The sequence below is a fragment of the Enterococcus italicus genome, assembly GCF_023743875.1.
Classification (GTDB): Bacteria; Bacillota; Bacilli; order Lactobacillales; family Enterococcaceae; genus Enterococcus_G; species Enterococcus_G italicus.
In genome coordinates, this window is record NZ_JAMRVB010000023.1 from 1 (window position 1) to 606 (window position 606).

7 tRNA genes are annotated in these 606 nt (G+C 52.5%); all 7 read left to right on the forward strand.

Annotation, left to right across the window (positions count from 1 at the left end):
* Positions 1-11 precede the first annotated feature (11 nt).
* The 7 genes from NE257_RS11525 (at position 12) to NE257_RS11555 (ending at position 605) form a co-directional block, all read left to right on the forward strand.
* Positions 12-84, forward strand: a tRNA-Val gene (locus NE257_RS11525).
* Between the two features lie 3 nt (positions 85-87).
* Positions 88-160, forward strand: a tRNA-Lys gene (locus tag NE257_RS11530).
* A gap of 8 nt (positions 161-168) precedes the next feature.
* Positions 169-250: transfer RNA gene (locus NE257_RS11535), tRNA-Leu, on the forward strand.
* Between the two features lie 18 nt (positions 251-268).
* Positions 269-341: transfer RNA gene (locus NE257_RS11540), tRNA-Thr, on the forward strand.
* A 10-nt stretch (positions 342-351) separates the two neighbouring features.
* Positions 352-423 (forward strand) — tRNA-Gly (locus NE257_RS11545).
* Positions 424-437: 14 nt separating this feature from the next.
* Positions 438-523: transfer RNA gene (locus tag NE257_RS11550), tRNA-Leu, on the forward strand.
* A gap of 8 nt (positions 524-531) precedes the next feature.
* Positions 532-605: transfer RNA gene (locus NE257_RS11555), tRNA-Arg, on the forward strand.
* Position 606 lies beyond the last annotated feature (1 nt).

Consider the following 606-nt stretch of genomic DNA (forward strand, 5'->3'; position numbering starts at 1 on the left):
TTTTTCATATTGGAGGTTTAGCTCAGCTGGGAGAGCATCTGCCTTACAAGCAGAGGGTCAGCGGTTCGATCCCGTTAACCTCCATATGAGTCGTTAGCTCAGTTGGTAGAGCATCTGACTTTTAATCAGAGGGTCACAGGTTCGAGCCCTGTACGACTCATTGTCTATGCGGGTGTGGCGGAATTGGCAGACGCACTAGATTTAGGATCTAGCGCCTTCGGGCGTGGGGGTTCAAGTCCCTTCACCCGCATTAAAGTACCATCAAAGCGCCGGCTTAGCTCAGTTGGTAGAGCATCTGATTTGTAATCAGAGGGTCGAGGGTTCAAATCCTTTAGCCGGCATCCAATACTTGCGGAAATAGCTCAGTGGTAGAGCACCACCTTGCCAAGGTGGGGGTCGCGGGTTCGAACCCCGTTTTCCGCTTAGCCAATTTCAACGCCGGGGTGGCGGAACTGGCAGACGCACAGGACTTAAAATCCTGCGGTGAGTGATCACCGTACCGGTTCGATTCCGGTCCTCGGCATTAACAATGCGCCCATAGCTCAATTGGATAGAGTGTTTGACTACGGATCAAAAGGTTAGGGGTTCGACTCCTCTTGGGCGCGT